Source organism: Colwellia sp. MB3u-55 (genome assembly GCF_014076785.1).
Lineage (GTDB): Bacteria > Pseudomonadota > Gammaproteobacteria > Enterobacterales > Alteromonadaceae > Colwellia_A.
Genome location: NZ_JACGUS010000072.1, coordinates 17,431 through 40,351 on the forward strand (window position 1 = coordinate 17,431; position 22,921 = coordinate 40,351).

The following is a 22,921-nucleotide window of genomic DNA, read 5'->3' on the forward strand; positions in this document are numbered from 1 at the left end:
TAGCCTGCTTATTCAAGCGTGGCTATTATATTAGTCAAAGTGTTCTTGGCTTAGAATTCATTCTTCCACTGCCTAATAACGGTGAAGGTTGCTAAGGTATTTATTGAATTTTTACCACTATAATCAACAGCGCTTTCGATGATTTCTTGTTGTTGGCAACGTAAAAACGGATTGATTTTTTTCTCAAGTAAAATAGAACTAGGGATGGTGGGAATATTTTTTGCTCGTCGTTCTAGTACCTGATTATAATAGTGAACGAGTTCAGTGTTATTTGGCTCAACCGCTAAAGCAAACTTTAAATTGGCTAAAGTGTATTCGTGCGCGCAGTAAACATGTGTTCGATCGGGTAAGTCGGTTAAACGGGTTAAAGCGCTCAACATCTGTTTGGGTGAGCCTTCAAATATCCGTCCACAGCCGCCTGAGAATAAAGTATCACCACAAAAAACAGCATCACCAGTATAATAACCAATATGATCTAAGGTGTGCCCAGCAAGGTCAATGACTTCAAAAGAAGTTTCAAGCGCAGGAATCTCGATGATTTGCTTTGCTATTACCCGCACATCAACATTGGTTATCTTTTCATTTTCAGGCGCGTAAACAGTAAGAGACCAGTTCTTATTTTTACAATAGTTCTTTAACTCAGCAACACCACCGGTATGATCAGCATGATGATGGGTAATTAAAATAGCGCAAAGCTGTAAATTATTTTCCTCTAAATATTTAATACAAGGCTTAGCATCTCCGGGATCGACCAGAGCAACCGGTTTTAGCGTTTCATTATCGGTCACGTTTACGTCATGCGAGGTTATAGCCCAAAAATAATTGTCAGTAAAAGCGGGGATTGCCGTTATCAAAATTGGCTTTAGTGTTTGACTTTCCACGTTAAATCGTCCTCAATGAAGGTAGAGTAAGTAGTATACCCGTAAACGAACTAAAAAGGCGTATCTAACTGATGAAACCTGCTTTGGGCTATCGACAACCCCATTACCCAAAATCTTGGCAAGCTTTACCAAATGGCGAGGTGATAGTTAAAGAAATTGAACAAGTGTTAGCGCCGTGGTGGCCAAAACTTTTTGGTTATCATCTATTAAAAATTGGTGCACTCAGTGGTTATATTGACAGTTCAGATTGTACGATTAAACATCAAATGAATTTAGTCGAGCGCAAACAAACCGGCGATATTATTGCTGATGTAGATGATTTACCCTTTTTAGAACATAGCATTGATGTTTGTTTACTTAGCCATGCCTTAGAATTTTCACTTGACCCTCATCACGTAGTACGAGAAGCAAACCGAGTATTGATCCCTAATGGGTACCTAGTTATTACTGGTTTTAACCCTTTTAGTTTAGCGGGACTTAATAAATTTATTCCTTATCGTAAACATAGCACCCCGTGGAACGAACGTTTTTTTTCGGCAATGCGAGTGAAAGATTGGCTACACTTAATGGGCTATGAAATATTAGTTGATGAAAAAGTTATTTATTCTTCTTTATCGGGACGGTTAAGCCAAGGTAAAATTGTTCAAATTTGGCAAAAAATCGCCAGTGACTTTTTACCTAATTTAGGGTCTATCTATGTATTAGTGGCCAAAAAACGTGTTCACCCGTTAACGCCTATTAAGCCTAAATGGAAGATAAGTCCGAAGTTTAAGCAAGTAGAAGTGCCCAGTATGAATTCATCACATAAAATTAACTAACTTTTAAGTTCCTAACAAAGAGAATACAGTAATGATCCATCGTAATGATTTAGAGCAGCACCTAAATGCCTTGCTAAAGCCTGAACAGATTAAAGATTTTTGCCCTAATGGTTTACAAGTTCAGGGCAGTGATCAAATCCATAAAATTGTCACGGGTGTAACCGCAACACAAGCGTTAATTGCCAAAGCTATTGATGAAAAAGCAGATGCTTTAGTGGTACACCATGGTTTTTTTTGGAAAAATGAATCTTATGTTATTCGTGGCATGAAATATCAACGAATTAAGGCGTTGCTTGATCACAATATAAGTTTATTTGCTTACCATTTGCCACTTGATATTCATCCGGTATTAGGAAATAACGCTCAGCTTGCTCAATTATTTGAAATAAATAATGTCCAACCTCTAGAAGTAGGCAATCCTTTAAGTGTCGCTGTACGTGGTGAGTTCTCGCACCATATTTCAGGTGATGAACTGAGTACACGTATCTCCCAGCAACTAGCGAGAGATTGCTTGCATATTACACCACCGTCTAATAAAAAAATAAAGACAGTTGCTTGGTGCAGTGGTGGCGGACAAAATTATATCGAGCTTGCTGCAGAGCAGGGCATTGACGCGTTTATTAGTGGCGAAATTTCAGAGCAAACGACCCATGTTGCAACCGAAATGGATATTCATTTTTTTGCAGCTGGCCATCATGCAACCGAGCGTTATGGCGCTAAAGCATTGGCAAAACATCTTGAAAAAGAATTATCAATACCGACAGTTTTTATTGATATTGATAACCCTGCGTAGAGAATATACCCAGCCGAAATGCTTAACCCAAATGTCATCCTAATACGGCCCATCCGTCATATGAGCCCCCCATCCGTCATCCTGAATTTATTTCAGGATCTCGTCGTTCATAACACAAAGACCGGACACTGAAACCGTCATGCTGAATTTATTTCAGTATCAACATTACAACAATATAAGCCGCTGCTAGCTCTTTAACCACTGAACTAAGCGGCCTATGCTCTCATACCAGGCATGAGTCGTTTGTTCTAATCTTTTTGGCTTAGGGATATAATCTTGCCAATGCTTTTCGTCATTCATTCCTTTGGTCCATTTACCTGCGGGGGCGGGGGTGGGGTTAATGCCTTCTCGTTGGAAGTACTTAATTGCACGGGGCATGTGGTCAGAATTTGTTACTAAGACAACGTTTTTTCCACTGACCCTTGGCGCCATTAATTGTGCTTCTTCTTCGGTATCTTGCGCAAATCCCTCAACAATTATTTTTCTTTCAGCAACACCCAATAGCATCGCGGCTTGCTTAACTTTCTCGGCATTACTTGTTTCGTCATTGCCGGCATAACCTGAGGTAATTAAGTGCGCTTCAGGGTGAATACGCAGGATACGCATCGCTTCAACGAGTCGTTGCAACGAACAAATACCTAGTTCGCTAGTCGCTGGTAATTGAGCATCGGTGGTGTGCTTGCAGCCTAAAATAATAATATAATCAACAGGTTTACTTGAACGTGTGAACGCGGAGTATTGGCTTTCTAGCGGCGCCATAACGAGATTAGCAACTGGACCTAATGAACCTAGCGTTAATAATAAGGTCGCCAAGATTAAGCAGCTATAACTGAATCTCTTTTTATATTGATAAAAAATAATAGCTAATACCAATAATAGTATGACGATACTTAACGGCATGATAAGCGCGCTAATAATTTTTTTAAGTAAAAATAGATCCATAGTAATTAATCTTAGCTCGTTGTATATTTGAAAAATTATTCGAGATTATAATCATCATTGATGGATATACCAAGTGAAGTCATTGATTGATCACCTAGTGAGAGTTTAGATGTCATATTGTTATGAGGTTGCCGTATTTTCTGTTAGTAAAGAAAATCAACAAAGAGTGATTGAATTAAGTCAGTTATTGTTTGAAGAAATGAACAAGGAAAGAGCTGTCTTAATATCACATAGTATATTAAGTAAGACCGATAATGATGAAGAAATTTGTTGGCAATTAGTTTGGTTAGATGAAGCCGCGGTTGAGGAAAATGCTAAGAAGTGGGCTACTTTTCCTAGCAGTGTAGAATTAGAGTCACTGGTTGGATCACGGCTTTATTACGGACATTTTTTAGCGATTTAAATTTAGGGTAAGCGACGAATAAAAGCGAAGCAAGTTATGCTTCGCTTCGTTATTATTTAAATTAATGTTGTTAACATTTCGGCATTGTATTCAACTAAACCTTCGCCCGCTCGCACTTTAGCGACGTAATCAGCATTAGCAATAAAAGGTCGTCCGATTGCGACTAAATCAAACTTATTATTGGCAATGGCAGCACTGGCAGTATCGGGAGTATAACTGCCTACACCCACCAATGTTTTAGTATAGTTGGCACGAATGTAACTTGATGCTTGGCCATCTAAATAATCAAAGACCATAGAATCATCAAAAATACCTAAATGTAAAAATGCCAGATCACGCTGCTCAAGTTCGTTAAGTAAGTGATCAAATACTTGGCGGTCCCTTACATCCCCAGACATGAAGAAATGGGCACCTGGGCTTATCCTTAATGCTGTTTTATTCTTACCAATGCTGGCAATAACCGCATCAACAACCGCTAACGGAAAACGTGACATGTTTTCTGGTGTTTCGCCATATTCATCGGTGCGACGGTTACTGTCGTAATGAAGGAACTGGTCAATTAAATAGCCGTTAGCACCATGAATCTCGACACCGTCAAAACCTGCTTCAATAGCATTTTTTGCCGCTTGAACGAAATCTGCTATTAATTGCTTAATCTCTTGATGAGTAACAGCTTTTGGCACTTGATAGTTTAAATTGCGCATTCTCGGTACCGTGCCTTCAACACCTACCGCTGATGGCGCTAAAACGTCACTAGAGCCATTATTATTGTGTTCAAAGAAGTGAGGATGAGCAACTCGGCCAGTGTGCCAAAGTTGAGCAAATATTTTACCACCCTTATCATGAACTGTTTTGGTGACAAATTTCCAAGCATTGACTTGTTCTTGGGTAAATAACCCCGGTGTATTTGGATTACCTTGACCATCAGGACGGATTATCGTTGCTTCAGAAATGATTAAACCGGCTTCTGCTCTGCGGCCATAATATTCTGCCATTGCTATCGTAGGCACTAAGTTATCATCAGCCATACAGCGGGTTAATGGTGCCATTAATATGCGGTTATTTAAAGTTATGGTGTTATTTAGTGCATAAGCTTGGAATAAATTATCAGTCATTAATTATCTCTATTAATTGATTTCTTTCTTGAATATGCGTTCAAGATAACGTTATTTGAACGATCATTCAAGTATTATTTTTGAATGATCGTTCAAAATTAAGTATCATGTCGATATCTTGCAGATAAATGAAAAGTGATGATCATGAGAAATGCTGAGTTCGACCGAGAAAAAGTACTAAGGGCAGCGATGAGCTTATTTATGGATAAAGGCTATAGCAAGACAAGTATGCCTGATTTAAAAGAAGTGACAGGTTTACACCCAGGTTCAATTTATTGTGCATTTGAGAATAAACGCGGTTTACTGCTAGCTGCTATCGAGCAGTATAAAGCTGACCGTAATGTCGAATTTTCACAGTTTTTTTTAAGTGACGAAACAATTCTTGCACAATTAAAAAAATATTTAGACCATATGGTCACTGAGTGTGTTAGCGGTGATCCCGCGAAAGGCTGCTTATTTATTAAAACCCTTTACGAATCAACAGAAGAAGATCAAGAAGTGCAAGCTGTTATTGCCGACAATGTTTTGCAATGGGAACAATCACTAGCTGATAAGTTTTCGCAAGCGCAGGCAGCGAAAGAATTATCATTAAATAAAAAGAGTGAACACTTAGCACAATTTTTAATCATGGGGATTTATGGTTTACGCACTTTTGCTCAATCAAATCCAGATCAAGAGACATTGAAAGCATTAGCGGAGCAATTATTTAATAGTATTAATAATTAACCTGTCGTTAACTTTAAAGCCGCTATAATAGCTTTATTATTGCAGTTTTTTTCATGGAGTTTTGTATGCGTTTATTTTTATTAGCTTTTTCTTTTATCACGGTACTCTCAGGGTGTGGTAAAGAAGAGCAGCCTTTTGAAGAAGTTATTCGCCCTATTGCATGGCAAGAAGTTCAGCAAACCTCATTTGACCAAGTGCGTCGTTTGTCTGGCACTATTTACCCGGTTGAAGAAGCTAATTTAAGTTTTGAGGTTGGTGGAAAAATACAATGGATAAAAGTAAAACTCGGTGATGAAGTTAATCGAGGTGATGCCCTAGCGCGTTTAGACCAACGAAACTTTAATTTGAGTCGTCAATCTGCACAAGCAAACCTACAAAAAAGCTATGCTGCACTGTCTGAAACTGAAAATGAATATAAACGTTACGCCGAGCTATCTGCCAAAGGTTTAGTGTCAAAATCTGGCTTTGATAATGCCAAAGCAGCTTTTGAATCAGCAAGTAGTGCCGTAAACATTGCTAAAACTCAACTTGATATCGCCAATAAAGATTTAAGTGATTCAATATTAACGGCTCCTTACAATGGTAAAATAACGAAACGTCTTAGCGAACCTTCTATGCAAATTTCTCCGGGCCAAGCCATTTTTCAAATTGAAGGTGATGATGGTTTAGAGGTGCAAGTAGTGGTCCCTGAAACGATGATCAGAGATTTATCTAAAGGAAGCGAAATTGATATTCATTATCCGGCGTTTCCCGGCTTAAACAGTAAAGGCACTATCGCAGAAATTAGTTCGCGCGCCGCTGCAGCTAATGCATTTCCAGTGACTATTCTTATTAATTCTGAAACAAAAAATTTACGAGCAGGCATGACTGCGGAAGTTGACTTTACCTTTCAAGGTATTGGACGAACGGGTTATCAAGGTAAAGCTTTTCGTCTCCCTATTGCAGCACTGGCCGCAGATGAAGGACAAAAGTCGTATGTATTTGTTTATAACGTTGAACAACAAATTTTACAAAAACGTATGGTACAAACAGAAAGTATTTTAAACAATGAAGTCTTGGTTTCTGCTGGCTTATCGTCAGGAGAAATTATTGCGATTGCCGGTGTCTCGTTTTTACGTGATGGCCAATCGGTTCGGTTGCTTGATAAGCATGTAAAGCGTTTTAATTAATCACGTTCCCGTATAACTTGAAATTTAGAGACTTTTATGAATTTAACTAAAATTGCTTTTACCTACCGAAAGTCCATTTTAATGGTACTTGCCTTATTATTGATCAACGGTGTTTTTGCTTATTTAACCTTACCAGCACAAGAAAACCCAACAATAACCATACGCAAAGCCATTGTTACCACTTCATACCCTGGCATGGCCCCTGAACGTGTTGAACAATTAATCACGCGTGCCATTGAAAAAGAAATTAGAAAAATCCCTGAAGTTGAAAAACTTACATCGACCTCTATGACTGGGCAATCGGTCATTCACGTCGAAATTTACGATCGCTATTTTAATTTAGATAATATTTGGCAAGACTTACGTAATAAAGTTAAACAAGCGCAATTGAATTTGCCAGAAGGGACTAGTCCCCCTTTTGTTAATGACTCATTTGGTGACGTTTCTGTTGTCACTTTAGCCTTAACCGCTGACGGTTTTGACTTAGGTGAGATGTATGATATTTCTAAACATATTCGTGACAATTTATACAATGTTGCCGGGACTAAAAAAGTTGATATCATTGGCGTACAAGCTGAACGAATATACCTTGAAGCAAAAACAGCTAAACTCGCTCAATTGGGTATTTCACCGCGTAGCATTATTAGTGAACTGCAAAATCAAAATATTATTAGTCCAGGTGGACAGATTGATACGGGTTTACGTTCCATTGTGGTTGAGCCAACAGGTAATTTTTCTTCACTGGAAGAAATAGGTAACACTCATATCAGAATCACTGGGACTGACGATACCATCGCGCTAAAAGATATCGTTAGCCTGCGCCGAGGCTTTATCGATCCGCCAGATAAACCCGCCTACTTCAATGGTGAGCCCGCTATTATGTTTGGGGTTTCCATGCTGCAAAAATATAACTTATTGGAATATGCGCCAAGAGTTAAAAATATGGTCACCAATATTGAAAATACTTTACCAATAGGTTACAAAATCAATATTGCTACCTATCAAGCGGATCAAGTACAGAAATCTATTGAAGGGGTTTCAATCAATGTAATACAAACACTGGTGATTGTATTATTGGTTGTTATTTACTTTTTAGGTTTACGTACCGGTTTAATTGTTGGCTCAATTGTACCTTTTGTGATGTTAACCACATTAGCTATTATGAAATTCTCTGGTATGACGTTAGAGAAAATGAGCTTAGCAACACTGATCATTGCCTTGGGTTTATTGGTTGATAATGGCATCGTTATCGCTGAAGACTTTAAACGAAGAATTGAACAAGGCATAGACCGCTTTGATGCTATGTGCCAGGGCGGTAAAGAACTTGCCATGCCATTACTCAGTTCATCGGTAACCACGATTTTATTTTTCTTACCCTTAATGCTTGCCGAGCATGTAGCGGGTGAATTCACTCGCTCGGTTTCCTTAGTTATACTGATAACGTTAATGACCAGTTGGGTTTTAGCTTTATGTGTAACTCCAACGCTTTGTTATTTCTTTATCAAAGCTGATAACAAGGGGTCGGCGGCAACAGATAAACCCACTGAAAATTCAACAAAATTTTATCAAATATATGAAAAATTCCTTCATTGGGTTTTAGCACATAAAACAATTTTTATGACCTTGATGGTCGTCACCTTAATCGTATCTTTAAGTGGTTTCGGCTTGCTAAAAAAACAATTTTTTCCCGACTCTGACCGAACTCAGGTGATGATGTACATTGACCTACCTAATGGGACTTCGGCAAGAGAAACTAATCGTCAAATGCAAGAGGTGTTTACTTGGTTAGATGATAAGACGAGTTTTCCTGAGATCAGTAACTATTCGGGGTATTCTGGTTTTAACGGCCCGCGTTTTGTATTAACACTTAATCCAGAAGATCCCGCTAATAATAAGGGGTTTGTCGTCATTAATGTTAAAGATGAGACACAAATTAATACTTTTGTTAATAAACTGCATAACGGTATTATTGAAAACTTCCCCAATGTGTCTGGACGCGTTAAGCGGATGTTTGCTGGTCCTTCAGATTCAAGCACGATAAGTATTCAAGTAAAAGGTCCCGATAAAGACATTTTATATGAAAAAGCTAAAGAAATTATGAGCGTTTTACAAGCGGTCCCTTATACTAAAAATGTGCGTACAGACTGGGAAAATCGTATTGTTAAGATGCAAGTTAAAATTGATCAACATCGTGCCCGTCGAGCTGGTGTTACTTCTTCTGACGTAGCTACGGCCTTACAAGGATATTTTAGCGGCGCTAATGTTACTGAATATCGTGATGGCGATGATATTATTCCTGTGGTTTTTCGCGCAGAAGAAGAAGAGCGTTTTAATCTAGATAGGTTGCGTACGGTATCAATATTTTCTAATCAAACCGGGTCCTCAGTGCCCTTATTTCAAGTGGCAGATTTTATTCCTGTTAATCAGTATGCAAAAATTCAACGCGAGAATATGTTTACGACTATCACGATTGAAGCCAGTAATACTCAAATGACAGCCGAAGATTTGCAGGTTGTTATTGACAGCGACATTCAAGCATTAAAAAAAGATTTACCCGTTAACCATTTAATTGAATACGATGGTGTTATTGTCCAGTCCAAAGAAGCACAACAAGCTCTTGGGGCGAGTATGCCGATGGTTATTGGTTTGGTGCTCATTTTATTGGTTATGCAATTTAATTCATTCCGCCGAGCGTCAATTATTGTACTGACTATTCCCTTATCACTAATAGGGACGGTTGTTGGCCTGTTAGTCATGAATGCACCTTTTGGATTTATGGTCACCTTAGGTATTTATAGTTTGGCAGGTATTATTATTAATAATGCGATTGTCTTAATTGACCGAATTGAAATTGAACGAGCCACAGGGCAAAGTGACTATCAAGCCATTGTTAATTCGTGTTTAACACGATTACGCCCAATAACGATGACAACTGTGACCACCATCATGGGGTTATTACCGTTATTGATAGACCCAATGTCAATGTTTTATGGTATGGCAACCGTATTAGCATTCGGCTTAGGTGTTGGTACGATTTTAACTTTAGCAGTCGTGCCCGTTTTATATGCTAGTTTCTTTAAGATCAGTCGATGCTAGTTCATATACTATTAGTTGAAGATGATCTTGATTTAGCAACGACAATTATTGATTATCTTGAATTAGAAGGCATAACCTGTGATCACGCAGCCAATGGTATTGCTGGCTTAGAATTACTCAGTAATCACCACTTTGATGTGATGATTCTCGACGTGAATATGCCGCGCATGGATGGTTTAACCGTCTGTAAAAAAATGCGTGAGCAAGGAAATAGTACGGCGATTTTGATGTTGACCGCTCGAGATACCTTAGATGACAAACTGGCTGGCTTTGCGGCAGGATCAGATGATTACTTGGTTAAACCATTTGAAATGAGAGAACTTATTGCCCGTATTCAGGTGTTAGCAAATCGCCGCAGTGGTCAAACGAACCGACTATCACTCTTCGGTCTTGACGTTGATTTTGGCGCTAAAACATTAAAACGGCAACAACGTACATTACAATTGTCACCAACAGGTTGGAAAATCCTTGAAGTACTGATGCGAAAATCGCCTGAGGTTGTTTCAAAAAAACAACTGTTGCAAGCTGTTTGGGGAAATGAACTCCCAGACAGTGATAGTTTGAAAGTCCATTTATTTAAATTGAGACAACAAATCGATACCATCAATGAAAGTAAGCTTATTCATACGGTAGCGGGACAAGGTTTTGTTTTTCGTGCATGATGAGATTAATGAACATTATAATAGCGACTTTATAGTTAATAATTGATATGAGTAAATCTAAGAAAAAACCACAAACCCTACGTCGATACGTTTTAAAAGTACAAAGCATGATTGCCTTAATTATCGTGCTCAGTTACACCTTAGTGATTAACTTTTATTTTATTCATGGGCTTGATGAAGCTAACTTTCAGGATCTTCATTTAGAAAGTAACGATTTTGCACGTCAATATCAAAAAAATATCGACCACCCACTGCCTAATAACATTCACTTTCAAGGTTTCTTAGATTGGAAAAGTCTTCCCATCGAAATACGAGAGCACTTTGCTGCCTTTGAAAATGTTAAAAAAATGGCGATGGATAACATTCGACTATTCAGTGAAGACACTTTTATTTCATGGCCAGAGCAAGCTATTTTTGTTATTGCACAGCCATTATTTGATGGTAAAATTTTTTATTTAGTTCGAAAAATAAATATTAAACAATATGATGCCTTAAGCCAAATGGGTATCAGCAAAATGTTCCAGCTAACGTGGCCAATCGCATTAATTTTTTTATTAGTAATGCATTTCTCTGTCCAGTTATTGCTCAAACGAACGTTAAGACCCTTTTACCGTATTGGTGATTGGGTTGAAAGTTTAACCCTTGAAAATGTTGAGCAAGACATACCAAATTTTGAATTCTATGAGTTAACGGCGATTGCAGTTCAACAGCAAAAAGCGCTATTAAGGCTCAGTGCTATGCTTGATAAAGAACAAGATTTTTTACGCCATGCAAGCCATGAGTTACGAACCCCGATAGCGGTTGTTAAAAGTAACAGTGAATTATTAACCCGAATATTCTCTAGCGAAAATAATAAAGACAAAGGTGAACAGTCTTTAGCCCGTATCAGTAGGGCAGCACTCAATATGCAACACACCACAGAAACACTATTATGGCTTAGCCAGGAAAACTCTATAGAGCAAAGTAATCAACAAACATTAGCTTTAGTCGAAATAGACTTAAATTTGATGATTAACAACTTGGTTGAAGACAATGCGTACTTATTACAAAGTAAAAAAGTTAAAATAACACTTAAATTGACGCCTACCCATATTAAGGTACTTGAAACACCTTGTCGCTTGATCCTCAACAATTTAATTCGCAATGCATTTCAATATACAGCAGCAGGCGAAGTTATTATTCAATGTAGCCAAGGCCTCGTTATTGTTGAAAATATTAATATAAGTGAAGGTGACTTTGATCACAGTGGTGCTGATTACGGTTATGGTTTAGGTTTAAGGTTAGTTGATAAAATCGTCAATAAAATGCATTGGTCATATCAAAATAATGATGCAAGTGGTGGTCGTAAAGCGACTGTTGATTTTCGACACCCTATTTAATTTAACTAACTTCATCTTTATCAAGATGGGTTAATATCTTAGCGTTGTAGATAAAGCTCCTCTAGGGAAAGTCACACAAACTTATCACACCCTATTTATCGCGGAATTGATGACTAGACAATAACATCGATACCGACTAACTATGATCAATTGAAACTAACATAAAGTAGCATTAATACAGTAATTACCTAATGCCAATACGACTTAAACAACTCATTTACTTGCCTTTACTGCTCTACAACCATCTTTCATCTGTTATCTGCTAACATTTATTGCCGTAATCACTATACAAGTTCTTCACCATCAATGAGTTGAGTTAGCTCATCGACTAAATAATATCAGTAAAAGATTGTTATTAAGCGATCAGTGACTATAATTTTATAGATGTCTTTTATAGGATTAACTTAATGAAAAAACATTTAATATTGGTAACAACTTTACTTACCATGTCTTCATCTGCGTTCGCTGACTGGTCATCAACCGTTACAGTAGCAAGCGATTATCTTTTTAATGGTGTTAGCCAAACAGATGAGGGCCCAGCACTTCAAGGAAGTCTTGACTGGTCTGGTGCGGATGGTTGGTATGCGGGGGGGTGGGCATCAAATGTTGATTTTGGTGATGATACGAATATAGAAGCAGATGTTTATCTCGGTTATTACACGGCGGTAAATGATACCGTTAATCTTGATATTGGCGTTGCTCAATATACTTATAACGGCGCAAGCTATAGTTCTGACGGTAACTATACTGAGATATATACTAAATGGAATTTCGGCGCTACCGATTTAAACTTTTGGTATGCTTGGGATTACTTTGGAACAGGGGCAGGTCATTACATTGTTATGTTAAATCATACCTTTACTATTAATGATGAATTAACTTTATTAGTGGGTATTGATAGGTCGAGTAGTTTAGATGATGACAAATGGCAATGGGAGCCCGGTAGTGACAGTTATAATCACTGGCAAGTCACCAGTAACTTTAGTACCAATGGTTTTGATTTTTCACTAGGGCTGCACGGCACTGACTTAGATACTTATGGCGATACCACACTATTGCTTTCCGTTGCTCGTACATTTCAGTTTTAGGAGATAGCCATGTTTAATAAAGTCATAAAGTTTATATTAATTTTGTCTTTTAGCACACCCGCATTTAGCGACACAGTTTACCTAACCTCGTTAACTTGGCCGCCATATTCAGGAAAGGCTTTAAATGAACAAGGTGCTTCAGTTGCTTTAGCTAAAGCTGCGTTTAAGGCGATGGGACATGAGTTGAAGGTTGATTTTTTCCCTTGGAGCCGTGCTGTAAAACATGCATCGCAACCAGACTCAAAATATGCAGGTTACTTTCCTGAGTATTACTATGAGTCAAATGAGTTTTCATTTTCTAATCCGATGGGGAAGGGGCCTTTAGGATTAATTGAAAACAAGAAAAAACCCATAGTATGGTCTGCAGTTAAAGATTTAACGCAATATAAAATTGGCGTAGTGCAAGATTATGTTAATACGGCTGAAGTTGATGCATTAATTGCTAGTGGCGAAATAAAAGCGCAAACCGCTACCTCTGATGAAACCAACATTCGTAAAGTTGCGGGTGGTCGAATCGATGCTGCTGTTATCGATACCAATGTTTTTAGTTACTTACTAGCGAATAGCAAAGACTTAGAAAAAGCGCAAGAACAAGTGCAAATTAATGCTAAATTGTTGACAGAAAAGGAATTATTTGTAGCCTTTAAAAATAGTACCGAAGGTAAAAAATGGTTAGCTATCTATAATGAAGGTTTAAAGAAGATTGATATTACGGCGGTGATGAAAAAATATTTGAATGAATAGGACTTTATGTTAATTATACATAAAGAATAGTTTTTTAGGCTAACACAATAGATTGTTGTATTTACGCACTTTGTTCTTAATGAATATGATAACCCTTGATTAAAAGCAGGTGTGCGTAATTCACTCAACTATACACTTAACAAGGTTAATACGATGAAACTGATTATTGGTTTACTTACTATCATCATTTCACTGCCAGCATCTGCAGCGACAGTTACTATTCGTGCGGACGACTGGTTTCCGATGAATGGCGATCCAAGTGGTGACAAGCAAGGTTATATGATTGATATGGCTACTGCAATTTTTACAGCAGCAGGACATACTGTTGATTATAAGGTAATGCCATGGGAAAGGGCGGTAAACTCGGTTCGTGAAGGTAAGTTTGACTGCGTTGTGGGAGCGTATCCTGAAGATGCACCCGACTTTATTTTTCCTTCCGTGCACTGGGGAATGGATGGTACAGGATATTATGTTAATAATGCATCAACTTGGAAGTTTACCGGTTTTGATTCGCTATTAACTCAGAAAGTAGGTGTTATTAGTGGTTATGCTTATGGCAAAGAGTTTGATGCGTTAATAAAAAGTCGACCAGATGTTTTTAAAGATGTTTCAGGAACCGATGCTTTGGAGAAAAACTTTAAAAAACTTGTTAACAACCGAATTGATGTTGTCGTTGAATCGGTTCCAGTAGCGAATGCAAAATTAAAAGAACTTGGTTTTAATAAAGCACTAAAAAGCGCAGGGACTAACACTGAGAAAGCACCTATTTATATTGCTTGTTCACCTGTAAAACCGAGCAGTAAAATGTACATTGAATTAATCGAGAAAGGTACAGAAACACTTAGAGAATCTGGACAGTTAAAAGATATTCTAGATAAATATGGTCTACAAGACTGGCAGTAAAAAGGTATAAAAATAATATGAACGTTACTAAATCTATATCATTTAAACTTATTTTTTCAGCATTGATTATTGTCACCACACTCGTCATTTCTTTTGGTGTGTATGATTATATGGCACAAAGTAATCTACTGAAAAATAAGCAAATAAATCAACTTTCTTTGGTCGAATCTCGATTAAAACTTAATTTGCCTTCTGCTGTTTGGAATTATGAAGAAGATCAAATGATGGGTATTTTAAACTCTGAGCAACAATCAGAAGATATCGCTTTAATAGAAATAACCAATGAAGATAAAAAAACAATATCTCAATCAAAAGGAAAGAAAACAAACGAAGCGATCACTTTTAAGTTACAACATATTGAAGACGGTCAAAGTACCAGTGTTGGTAATGTTACTTTGTTTATTGATAGTTCTTCGATAGATGTCGAGTTGTCATCTTTGGCTTCTCGTATCATTGTTAAAGGGGTCTTGCTTGATGTATTTTTAATTTCAGCGATCTACTTTTTATTTGCTAAACTAGTGACGCAGCCTTTAAGTGAAGTTGCCAATGCTTTAGAGAATATTGCACGCGGTGAAGGCGACCTAACGCAGCGACTACGCGTTAAACGTGAAGATGAAATAGGCCTTGTTGCAGAGTCATTCAACGTCTTTGTAGACAAAATTCAACTGCTTGTACAGTCAATTCAATTATCGGTAAAGCAGACTTCAGAGGTGTCAAAAAATGTATATCAAGCTTCTGAGGCCAGTCGTGGGCATTTAGAGAATCAGCAGTCGGAAACTGACCAAGTAGCGACTGCTATTACAGAAATGTCAGCATCAGCAAAAGAGATTGCCCATAACGTACAATTAACTGCAGGATCAGCAGATCAAGCAAACCAAGATGCACGAGCAGTATCCACTATTATTAAAGAGTCTATTGAGTCGATAAATGGCTTATCTGATCACCTTAATGAAGCCACTAAGGTCGTTGGTGCACTCGAGGATGATGTTAAAGGTATTGTTTCAGTATTAGATGTCATTCGCGGTATTGCTGAACAAACAAACTTATTAGCGTTAAATGCTGCTATTGAAGCAGCTCGTGCAGGAGAGCAAGGGCGTGGTTTTGCTGTGGTTGCAGATGAAGTTAGGGCTTTGGCCAGTCGAACTCAAGAAAGCACTGCACAAATACAGCAGACCATTGAACGTTTACAATCAGGTGCTAAATCAGCGGTTCATGTTATGGAAGATAGCCAGGTTAAAAGTAAGGCATCGGTTGAAAATGCGCTCAGTTCAGGTGAGTCTATTAGTAGCATTTTAAGCTCTACAGAACAAATTACTGAAATGGCAACGCAAATAGCCTCAGCGGTTGAAGAACAAAGTACTGTGGCAGAAGAGTTAAGCAGCAACGTTAATAGAATTGTTAGCGCAGGTCATAGCAGTTTAGAACAATTAAATGCGATGACAAAAAACTCTCAGCTTATGCAAAGTTCTTCAGATGAGCTCAATAAATTAACGCAACAATTTAAAGCTTAACGGTCGGAATTAAATTGTCGGTAACGCAAATTTACCGTTGTGTGACGTTATTACGGATAGACTTTAATCATTTATTTGAAGGGGGTGGGACTTTTAATAACTATGGTGTTCTCCTTCGCTCTTAGAGACCCTTAAATGCTGATTATAATTTGCTAACAACAAATTATAATCAGTTTTTTTTATCTGTTTATTTCAAATACGCTTGATGATTAAAGTGGCTTTATGGATAAAATTTGCAGAGATGTGCTTAATAGACTCAGTTTATAGCTGCTATAGTGCGGCAGCGCTTTTTCAATTAAGTAAAAAACAGAGCTTGTGTTGACTATGGGCTTATTTTCTTGATTGCTTTAAGTGATTAAAGCCGTTAAAGTTTGCCTAATTCCTACCAGAGTAATATCCCTTAATGCGCAGATCTTCCTACTCGTCACCTGAAAATTCCACCATTAATTGGCGAGTGCTAAAATCACTTATTCCTTACTTACTCGAATTTAAAGTGCGCATTGGTTTTGCCTTGTTATGCTTAGTTTTGACTAAGATAGCCAGTGTTTATCTGCCTTTTATCTTAAAAGATATCGTTGACGGACTTGACGCACAACAAGAAAATAATATCTTCATTGTGCCTTTTGCTTTAGTTGCCGCTTATGGTTTGGTGCGTTTAACTATCGTGCTACTGGCAGAAATACGCGACACCTTATTTGGCCGTGTTACTGAACGAGCGATCCGCCGCATTGGTTTGAAAGTTTTCGAGCACTTGCATCAACTTGACTTAGACTTTCATTTGGACCGACAGACAGGTGGACTCTCGCGTGACATTGACCGTGGTACGTCTGGGGTTAACTTCTTAATGCGGTTTATGGTTTTTAATATTGTGCCAACCTTACTCGAAATAATCATGGTTATTACCATATTATGGGTGAATTATGGTATTTGGTTTGCGCTGATCACTGGCGTCTCTATTGCCAGCTATATCGCTTATTCGATTTACGCAACAGAATGGCGCACGCGCTACATTAGAGCCGCAAATAAAGCTGACTCATCAAGTAATACTCGTGCAATAGACAGTCTGTTAAATTATGAAACGGTTAAATATTTTACTAATGAATCATATGAATCAACAGCTTACGATAGTCAGTTAGCTGATTGGGAAAAAGCAAAAATGCAAAACCGTTTGTCATTGTTTGCTTTAAATGGTGGTCAGGCCATTATCGTGTCGCTAGCGATGACGGCAATGTTAGCGTTAGCGGCTTATCAAGTGACTCATCAACAAATGACCTTAGGAGACTTTGTCCTGGTTAATGCTTTTATGATGCAATTGTTTATCCCTTTAAACTTTTTAGGATTTGTTTATCGAGAAATAAAAGGTTCTTTAGCAAATATTGAGCAAATGTTTACCTTGTTGCAAAAAGTACCTAAGGTTGTTGATGCACAAGATGCCAAAGAATTAGTGATAAGCCATGGTGCTATTAAATTTGATAACGTTAGCTTCTTTTATGATGAGCAAAGACCCATTTTAAAAAATGTATCATTCGAGGTTAAAGCGGGTCAAAAAGTCGCTGTTGTTGGCGAGAGTGGCTCAGGAAAATCGACCTTAGTGAAACTACTTTTTCGTTTTTATGACTGCCAACAAGGCTGTATTAAAATTGACGGAGAAGCAGTTACTGATATTACGCAACATTCATTGAGAAAGAATATTGGCATCGTGCCACAAGATACGGTGTTATTTAATGAAAGTTTATTTGAAAATGTTAAATATGGCAATGTAAACGCGAGTAATGCACAAGTTGAAGAAGCCGCAAGATTATCGCATTTAAGTCACTTTATTACCTCGTTACCAAAAGGTTTTGATACCGTCGTTGGCGAGCGTGGTTTAAAGCTTTCTGGCGGCGAAAAGCAACGGGTTGCCATTGCCCGGACCATTTTGAAAAATCCTGCTATTTTGGTCTTTGATGAAGCAACGTCGTCACTTGATAGTCACTCAGAGCAAGCTATTTTAAAAGCAATCAAAGAGGTGGCTAAAGATCACACTAGCTTAGTGATAGCTCATCGATTATCCACTATTATTGATGCTGATAATATTATTGTCCTGCACAAAGGGGAAATAATAGAGCAGGGTGATCATCAAACGCTACTCACTAAAAAGGGTCATTACGCAACAATGTGGCAACTGCAACAAAATGCCTGATAAACAAATGTATGCCGTTGAAATTTCACAAACTCAGCTGTGGCTAGAAGAAATAATTATTGGTTTGAATTTTTGCCCTTTTGCAAAAAAAGAGTTTGTTAATAACACTATACATTATCAAGTTTGCCCAGCAAAAAAGGTCGAATCGGCTTTAGCAGAATTAACCATAGAATTTGAAAGACTCGTTGCTGACTCCAACATAGAAACGACTTTATTGATTTTTAATGAAGGGTTTAAAGGTTTTGAAAGCTACCTTGATTTACTTGATGAGGCTAATGAATTGTTGTTCACCTTAGGTTACGAAGGCATCTTTCAACTGGCCAGTTTTCATCCTGATTATTATTTTGAAGGTGAGCCGTTCAACGCAGCCTCTAATTATACCAACCGTTCGCCATTACCCACGCTTCATTTAATACGTGAAGCGAGTATGGAAAAGGTATTATCTGTGTATAAAAATCCACAGCAAATACCTGATAATAATATTGCCTTAGCCCAAGAGAAAGGTGCTGATTACTTTCAAAATATATTAAAACGTATTGCTAAATTACACCAGTAATTCAGGTGAAAATTTATGCTATTTTCCAATAGCAAATCAACTTGCTATAATGTTGCAAAATTTACACAAAGGTAGTCATTTTCGTGGATGAAAAAAAAGTAGTACAAATTGGTGGTAGCATAGAAAAGTCTTTGCAGGGTGAATATACTATTGATGTTTCTTCAGTATTAAAAGAGGCGTGGCAATTAACACTTCGCTCGCGAATCGCTATTAATTTAGGATTACTTTTTACGCTTATTTTGGGGATTGTTGTTTCATTTTTGATCAGTAATACCATGGGCGGTATTGAACAAGTGATTAAAGACCCACAATCAACAACATTATTAAATATTGTTGTTACTATGGTTATCTATCCTTTTTTAGTTGGTGTCGAGATGATGGGCGTTTTTCATGCCGTTGGCTTAAAAACCAATAGTAAATTAATTTTTGCTTTCTTAAAACGAGGCAGTTGGGTTGCTGTTTGTGCGCTGTTAACGTCAGTATTAATAACTTTAGGTATGAGTTTATTTTTTTTTCCAGGCATTTATTTAGCGGTCGCCTTGTCATTAGTACTGCCGCTTGTGGTAGATAAAAAATTATCACCGATAAAAGCTATCACCTTGAGTTTACAAGTTACACGTTTTCAGTGGTTTAAGTTACTCGCTATTTATAGCTTACTCTTTTTAACTTTATTTTTATCTTTAATCCCCTTAGCCATTCTTGCTAAAACACAATTTTCAGTGATTGGTGTTATGCTTTTCTTAGTCGCATTAACATTTATAGCGCCACTATTTTATAATGTTAAAGGTATTTTATACCGAGAAATTTTTGGTATGCAGTTACAAGCCACTGATGCAATGGGGCAGCAAACGAGTGATACATTTTCAGCGTAAAGTTCTGTGCAAAACCTTATTGTTAACAAAAAGGCTATTATGATTATTCAATATTTGATGAGAACTGTGTTAATAAGTGTATTTTTTCTTGCGCTTATTGCGCCCTTCACTTTTTTAGCGCCAACTTTTGTTCTTCCCACGCCGGAAGTAAAAAACGTTGTTATCGCTCCTGTAGTCAAGGCAAAAGTAAAAGTGGTTGAGCAACCGCTTCATAACGTTAAGATCCCCAACTTTGCTTCTATAAGCGATGTTAAAACGAAAAAACGTCAGTTTTTCCGTTATATTTATCCAGCAATAGCGCAGGAGAATAGCAATATTCTTATGTTAAGGGCAGAAGTCTCCTTGATGATAGAAACACTTTTCCTTGAGGAAAATCTTTTAGCAGATCAACAAGCTTTACTTGAGCGATTAATTAACAAATATAAAGTTAATAAAAAACACTCTCCGCTACAGCAGCTTAATGAACTATTGTTGCGTATTGATATTGTACCTGCTGAATTAGTATTAGTGCAGGCAGCCAATGAATCAGCCTGGGGCACTTCTCGTTTTGCTCGAGTGGGTTTGAACTTTTTTGGAATGTGGTGCTATAAAAAAGGTTGTGGCATGGTGCCAAGAGGAAGAGATTACGGTGCTAAACATGAAGTAGCAGCATTTAATAGTTTAGAGCATGCGGTACAGCGTTATTTACACAATATTAATACCAATCATGCTTATGGTGTTTTTCGTTCAATTAGAGGGCAATTGCGCGCTCAAGAACAACCACTATCGCCACAAATACTAGCAACGGGATTGCTGCGTTATTCTATTAGAGGCACTGATTATGTCTTAGAAATAACAGAAATGATCCGCCATAATAAAGTGTATTTTGATAAAATATTGTCAAAGCCAAAGCCTAAGGTTATTTAGGCGCGGCTTATTCTATTACGCATTAGATAATGATGGCGAGCGATAACATTAGTACCTTTTGACTGGTGTTGTTATCGCTTAGATACTTGCTGTTAATTCAGGTAGATATTACTTTATTTCTATAATATTCAGACTGTTACTTAGTGAAGTTTTGGCTATTGAATTCTCTTCAATATTGACGCTGTTTGTTAATTGAGCGGCAATAATAGGTTCATCATCAAAAGCGATATCGCCACCATTGATAATGCCTGAGTCAGCGTTAATCCCTTTAAAATCAAAAAGTTCACTGTCACACAAATGTGATGGAACCACATTGCGAATAGCAGTAAACATAGATTCAATTCGTCCCGGATGATTAACATTCCAGTCCTGTAGCATTTTCTTAATGTTTTGGCGTTGTAAATTAGGTTGAGAGCCACATAAATTACATGGAATAATTGGGAACGCTTTTAGTTGTGCATATTGGATGAGTTCTGCTTCTTTACAAAAAGCTAACGGTCGAATAACAACATGCTCACCATTATCAGAGACCAATTTTGCTGGCATCGATTTTAATTTACCGCCATAAAACATATTTAGCATTAGTGTTTCAACCATATCATCACGATGATGGCCTAGTGCAATTTTAGTTGCGCCTATTTCTGCAGCGACCTTGTACAAAATAGCTCTGCGTAAACGAGAGCATAAACTGCAGGTGGTTTTCCCCTCAGGTATTTTATCTTTAACAATGGAGTAGGTATCTTCTTGCGCAATTTTATATTCAACACCTAAAGCTTCTAAGTATTCGGGAAGGATATGTTCAGGAAAACCGGGTTGTTTTTGATCAAGATTAACGGCAACAATATCAAAATGAATAGGCGCTGATTCTTTTAACAACATTAAAATAGCCAGTAGGGCGTAACTGTCTTTACCACCTGATACGCACACCATTATTTTATCGCCATCTTCTATCATATTATATTGCGCGATAGCTTGGCCAACATGTCGTCTTAAGCGCTTCTCAAGTTTACTCAGCTGTATTTTTTGGCTGGGTGTTAAAGATGTTATTGGTGTCGCTGATTGAGCGCTCATAGTGTTCCCTAGAGATATTTAAAATAAAAAAGTATGAATTTTACGGCGCGTAGTATAGCAAAAAGCCAAGAAAACCCTCGGCTTTTTAATGGATATTTACATATTTCAATATTAAGCTAGTGGAGAGAGGTAACCATCAGGTTTTATCGCTAAAACATCACAGTTAAGGCGGTCAATGACATGCTCTGCAGTATTACCGATAAGTGCTGCTGAAATCCCTGTTCGACCTATAGTGCCTAACACGACTAATTCAGCATCAATGTGCTTAGAAATACTTTGAATAACATCTTCAGGTAAACCTTCTTTAACATGGGTATTTTTGAGTGGAATATTAAAGCTATTAGCATGGTCTTTCATCGCACTTTTGTGATGATTAAACATCGTGTCGTTATATTCAGAGGCGTTAAACTCTGGAATTTCAATGGCAATATTTACTGGTGTACCCGGATAAGAATTCACTAAGTGTACATTGGCTTTAATAAGTGAAGAAAACACTATTGATTCTTGGGTTAACTTATTATTGAGCGCTTTGTGCTCATCATCATCGCTACCAATATTGAGTGCGGTAAGTAAATTACCATTACTTGGCCAACTATGGTCTTTAACCAGTAATACTGGGCAGGGACATTTCCTTAAGATATGCCAATCTGTTGGTGTAAAAATCACCGACTTTAGCTTGTCATGTTGATGGGTGCCTTTGATGACAATATCGAAGTTTTCAGTCAGTACTTTTTTGATGATCTTTTCAAATGGACGATTATGCCAAATAATACAGGTATCTATGGTTATGTCTTCGTGATCAGTTTCTGCAATCTTTTCGTCTAACCATAGTTTACGATCATTAATAACCGATTGACGCATTGCTTCTCGCTCTTCACCAGAAAGCATGGTGGTCATTTCATAAGATAAATCATAAATAGTTAAAAATGCAGTAATCTGTCCGCCACTATGTCGTGCTAATTCAATCGCACGTTTCAACGCTTTTTGATTTTCAGTGGTTGGATCAATAACGGCTAATATTTTTTTATACTTATCCATAATATTTACTCCCTACTTATTAAATAATATTAATAATAGACCATAATTAATAGATATTATTTGCTT

Annotated in this window: 21 protein-coding genes; 16 read left to right on the forward strand and 5 right to left on the reverse strand. The window is 37.5% G+C overall.

Annotation, left to right across the window (positions count from 1 at the left end; all coding sequences use genetic code 11):
* Positions 1–50: 50 nt before the first annotated feature.
* Positions 51–881: a hydroxyacylglutathione hydrolase gene (gene gloB, locus H4J66_RS03390; protein ID WP_310650618.1), complete on the reverse strand. Its 831-nt coding sequence runs from the start codon at positions 879–881 to the stop codon at positions 51–53.
* A gap of 71 nt (positions 882–952) precedes the next feature.
* Here gloB and H4J66_RS03395 point away from each other — a divergent pair, with 71 nt between their 5' ends.
* Both H4J66_RS03395 and H4J66_RS03400 read left to right on the forward strand, forming a co-directional pair.
* A complete protein-coding gene (locus H4J66_RS03395) occupies positions 953–1,699 on the forward strand; it encodes a class I SAM-dependent methyltransferase (protein ID WP_182170610.1) in 747 nt (248 codons plus the stop codon).
* 31 nt (positions 1,700–1,730) lie between these two features.
* A complete protein-coding gene (locus tag H4J66_RS03400; protein WP_220463188.1) occupies positions 1,731–2,492 on the forward strand; it encodes a Nif3-like dinuclear metal center hexameric protein in 762 nt (253 codons plus the stop codon).
* Between the two features lie 186 nt (positions 2,493–2,678).
* Here H4J66_RS03400 and H4J66_RS03405 read toward each other — a convergent pair whose 3' ends face one another.
* Positions 2,679–3,434 carry an ElyC/SanA/YdcF family protein gene (locus H4J66_RS03405; RefSeq protein ID WP_182170613.1) on the reverse strand — a complete coding sequence of 252 codons (756 nt, stop codon included), beginning with the start codon at positions 3,432–3,434 and terminating at the stop codon, positions 2,679–2,681.
* Positions 3,435–3,543: 109 nt separating this feature from the next.
* Here H4J66_RS03405 and H4J66_RS03410 point away from each other — a divergent pair, with 109 nt between their 5' ends.
* Positions 3,544–3,837, forward strand: a complete 294-nt coding sequence (locus tag H4J66_RS03410; protein WP_182170616.1) for a hypothetical protein — start codon at positions 3,544–3,546, stop codon at positions 3,835–3,837.
* A 56-nt stretch (positions 3,838–3,893) separates the two neighbouring features.
* Here the strand turns inward: H4J66_RS03410 and H4J66_RS03415 are convergent, their stop codons facing one another.
* Positions 3,894–4,952 (reverse strand): alkene reductase, encoded by a 1,059-nt coding sequence (locus H4J66_RS03415; protein ID WP_182170619.1) that lies wholly within the window; start codon positions 4,950–4,952, stop codon positions 3,894–3,896.
* 144 nt (positions 4,953–5,096) lie between these two features.
* Between H4J66_RS03415 and H4J66_RS03420 the strand changes: the two genes are divergently transcribed.
* The 13 genes from H4J66_RS03420 (at position 5,097) to H4J66_RS03480 (ending at position 20,746) form a co-directional block, all read left to right on the forward strand.
* The gene (locus H4J66_RS03420) at positions 5,097–5,678 is read left to right on the forward strand and encodes a TetR/AcrR family transcriptional regulator (RefSeq protein WP_182170622.1); all 582 of its coding nucleotides are present in this window, start codon (positions 5,097–5,099) and stop codon (positions 5,676–5,678) included.
* A 65-nt stretch (positions 5,679–5,743) separates the two neighbouring features.
* A complete protein-coding gene (locus H4J66_RS03425; RefSeq protein WP_182170624.1) occupies positions 5,744–6,847 on the forward strand; it encodes an efflux RND transporter periplasmic adaptor subunit in 1,104 nt (367 codons plus the stop codon).
* A 36-nt stretch (positions 6,848–6,883) separates the two neighbouring features.
* Positions 6,884–9,943: an efflux RND transporter permease subunit gene (locus tag H4J66_RS03430; RefSeq protein ID WP_182170626.1), complete on the forward strand. Its 3,060-nt coding sequence runs from the start codon at positions 6,884–6,886 to the stop codon at positions 9,941–9,943.
* Positions 9,937–10,605 carry a response regulator transcription factor gene (locus tag H4J66_RS03435; RefSeq protein WP_182170629.1) on the forward strand — a complete coding sequence of 223 codons (669 nt, stop codon included), beginning with the start codon at positions 9,937–9,939 and terminating at the stop codon, positions 10,603–10,605. Before H4J66_RS03430 ends, H4J66_RS03435 begins: the two co-directional genes overlap by 7 nt.
* 47 nt (positions 10,606–10,652) lie before the next feature.
* Entirely contained in the window at positions 10,653–11,984 is a 1,332-nt protein-coding gene (locus H4J66_RS03440; protein WP_182170632.1) for a HAMP domain-containing sensor histidine kinase, read from the forward strand.
* 407 nt (positions 11,985–12,391) lie between these two features.
* Positions 12,392–13,072 carry a TorF family putative porin gene (locus H4J66_RS03445; protein ID WP_182170635.1) on the forward strand — a complete coding sequence of 227 codons (681 nt, stop codon included), beginning with the start codon at positions 12,392–12,394 and terminating at the stop codon, positions 13,070–13,072.
* Positions 13,073–13,081: 9 nt separating this feature from the next.
* Complete coding sequence (locus tag H4J66_RS03450) at positions 13,082–13,816, forward strand: ABC transporter substrate-binding protein (protein WP_182170638.1); 735 nt, start codon at positions 13,082–13,084, stop codon at positions 13,814–13,816.
* 153 nt (positions 13,817–13,969) lie between these two features.
* Entirely contained in the window at positions 13,970–14,719 is a 750-nt protein-coding gene (locus tag H4J66_RS03455; RefSeq protein WP_182170641.1) for an ABC transporter substrate-binding protein, read from the forward strand.
* Between the two features lie 17 nt (positions 14,720–14,736).
* Positions 14,737–16,230, forward strand: coding sequence for a methyl-accepting chemotaxis protein (locus H4J66_RS03460; RefSeq protein WP_182170643.1), 1,494 nt, complete (start codon positions 14,737–14,739; stop codon positions 16,228–16,230).
* Between the two features lie 403 nt (positions 16,231–16,633).
* On the forward strand, positions 16,634–18,412 hold the full coding sequence (locus H4J66_RS03465) for an ABC transporter ATP-binding protein/permease (RefSeq protein ID WP_182170646.1): 1,779 nt from the start codon (positions 16,634–16,636) through the stop codon (positions 18,410–18,412).
* Positions 18,405–18,968 (forward strand): DUF1415 domain-containing protein, encoded by a 564-nt coding sequence (locus H4J66_RS03470; protein WP_220463190.1) that lies wholly within the window; start codon positions 18,405–18,407, stop codon positions 18,966–18,968. Before H4J66_RS03465 ends, H4J66_RS03470 begins: the two co-directional genes overlap by 8 nt.
* Before the next feature lie 83 nt (positions 18,969–19,051).
* Positions 19,052–19,840, forward strand: coding sequence for a hypothetical protein (locus H4J66_RS03475; protein WP_182170649.1), 789 nt, complete (start codon positions 19,052–19,054; stop codon positions 19,838–19,840).
* 57 nt (positions 19,841–19,897) lie between these two features.
* Positions 19,898–20,746, forward strand: a complete 849-nt coding sequence (locus H4J66_RS03480) for a glucosaminidase domain-containing protein (RefSeq protein ID WP_259368636.1) — start codon at positions 19,898–19,900, stop codon at positions 20,744–20,746.
* A 108-nt stretch (positions 20,747–20,854) separates the two neighbouring features.
* Here H4J66_RS03480 and ttcA read toward each other — a convergent pair whose 3' ends face one another.
* Both ttcA and uspE read right to left on the reverse strand, forming a co-directional pair.
* The gene (gene ttcA, locus H4J66_RS03485) at positions 20,855–21,817 is read right to left on the reverse strand and encodes a tRNA 2-thiocytidine(32) synthetase TtcA (RefSeq protein WP_182170655.1); all 963 of its coding nucleotides are present in this window, start codon (positions 21,815–21,817) and stop codon (positions 20,855–20,857) included.
* 111 nt (positions 21,818–21,928) lie between these two features.
* Complete coding sequence (uspE, locus tag H4J66_RS03490; protein WP_070376706.1) at positions 21,929–22,855, reverse strand: universal stress protein UspE; 927 nt, start codon at positions 22,853–22,855, stop codon at positions 21,929–21,931.
* Between the last annotated feature and the right edge of the window lie 66 nt (positions 22,856–22,921).

What these genes read in the sequence shown, in the direction of transcription:
- H4J66_RS03395 (WP_182170610.1), top strand. Translation starts at nt 953, where the DNA reads ATGAAACCTGCTTTGGGCTATCGACAACCCCATTACCCAAAATCTTGG.
- H4J66_RS03400 (WP_220463188.1), top strand. Translation starts at nt 1,731, where the DNA reads ATGATCCATCGTAATGATTTAGAGCAGCACCTAAATGCCTTGCTAAAG.
- H4J66_RS03405 (WP_182170613.1), bottom strand. Translation starts at nt 3,434, where the DNA reads ATGGATCTATTTTTACTTAAAAAAATTATTAGCGCGCTTATCATGCCG.
- H4J66_RS03410 (WP_182170616.1), top strand. Translation starts at nt 3,544, where the DNA reads ATGTCATATTGTTATGAGGTTGCCGTATTTTCTGTTAGTAAAGAAAAT.
- H4J66_RS03415 (WP_182170619.1), bottom strand. Translation starts at nt 4,952, where the DNA reads ATGACTGATAATTTATTCCAAGCTTATGCACTAAATAACACCATAACT.
- H4J66_RS03420 (WP_182170622.1), top strand. Translation starts at nt 5,097, where the DNA reads ATGAGAAATGCTGAGTTCGACCGAGAAAAAGTACTAAGGGCAGCGATG.
- H4J66_RS03425 (WP_182170624.1), top strand. Translation starts at nt 5,744, where the DNA reads ATGCGTTTATTTTTATTAGCTTTTTCTTTTATCACGGTACTCTCAGGG.
- H4J66_RS03430 (WP_182170626.1), top strand. Translation starts at nt 6,884, where the DNA reads ATGAATTTAACTAAAATTGCTTTTACCTACCGAAAGTCCATTTTAATG.
- H4J66_RS03435 (WP_182170629.1), top strand. Translation starts at nt 9,937, where the DNA reads ATGCTAGTTCATATACTATTAGTTGAAGATGATCTTGATTTAGCAACG.
- H4J66_RS03440 (WP_182170632.1), top strand. Translation starts at nt 10,653, where the DNA reads ATGAGTAAATCTAAGAAAAAACCACAAACCCTACGTCGATACGTTTTA.
- H4J66_RS03445 (WP_182170635.1), top strand. Translation starts at nt 12,392, where the DNA reads ATGAAAAAACATTTAATATTGGTAACAACTTTACTTACCATGTCTTCA.
- H4J66_RS03450 (WP_182170638.1), top strand. Translation starts at nt 13,082, where the DNA reads ATGTTTAATAAAGTCATAAAGTTTATATTAATTTTGTCTTTTAGCACA.
- H4J66_RS03455 (WP_182170641.1), top strand. Translation starts at nt 13,970, where the DNA reads ATGAAACTGATTATTGGTTTACTTACTATCATCATTTCACTGCCAGCA.
- H4J66_RS03460 (WP_182170643.1), top strand. Translation starts at nt 14,737, where the DNA reads ATGAACGTTACTAAATCTATATCATTTAAACTTATTTTTTCAGCATTG.
- H4J66_RS03465 (WP_182170646.1), top strand. Translation starts at nt 16,634, where the DNA reads ATGCGCAGATCTTCCTACTCGTCACCTGAAAATTCCACCATTAATTGG.
- H4J66_RS03470 (WP_220463190.1), top strand. Translation starts at nt 18,405, where the DNA reads ATGCCTGATAAACAAATGTATGCCGTTGAAATTTCACAAACTCAGCTG.
- H4J66_RS03480 (WP_259368636.1), top strand. Translation starts at nt 19,898, where the DNA reads ATGAGAACTGTGTTAATAAGTGTATTTTTTCTTGCGCTTATTGCGCCC.
- ttcA (WP_182170655.1), bottom strand. Translation starts at nt 21,817, where the DNA reads ATGAGCGCTCAATCAGCGACACCAATAACATCTTTAACACCCAGCCAA.
- uspE (WP_070376706.1), bottom strand. Translation starts at nt 22,855, where the DNA reads ATGGATAAGTATAAAAAAATATTAGCCGTTATTGATCCAACCACTGAA.